Genomic DNA, 385 nt, shown 5'->3' with positions numbered 1-385 from the left:
GCTCGAAAGCCGCTTCTTCATCGACCACTTCACGCACAACTTCGATCCGAACGATATCCGCAACGGCGTGATTTATCAGCAGGTGGTTCATGGCTGCATCATCGATGCCAGCGGCCGGCGCCATGCTCGAACCTTTTTCAACGAGTGCCTGGGCAAGGATCCGATGTTGCCCGACAATCCGATTCTCCGGGCATTGATTTTCAATCACCAGAAACTCGCGACGACCTGGTCGCAGTCGCAGACCGACAAGAACACCAGCCCTAACGTGCCGTGGCGGGATATCAGTGCTCGAATGCTCGATGCCGTCAAAGATACGTTTGTCAAGATACGCATGGGCGAAAACCTTCAAGGTCCGTTCACGAATATCAGCAAATATTTGTTTCAG

General features: G+C 53.0%; 1 protein-coding gene. It reads left to right on the top strand.

Translation table 11 applies throughout. The features are described from left to right. The coding region (locus HWX31_RS34710) for a hypothetical protein (protein WP_175934026.1) at positions 1-385 on the top strand (385 nt) is incomplete at both ends.

Source organism: Burkholderia ubonensis (assembly GCF_902833085.1).
GTDB classification, from domain to species: Bacteria; Pseudomonadota; Gammaproteobacteria; order Burkholderiales; family Burkholderiaceae; genus Burkholderia; species Burkholderia ubonensis.
This window is presented reverse-complemented; position numbering and strand designations above follow the sequence as displayed.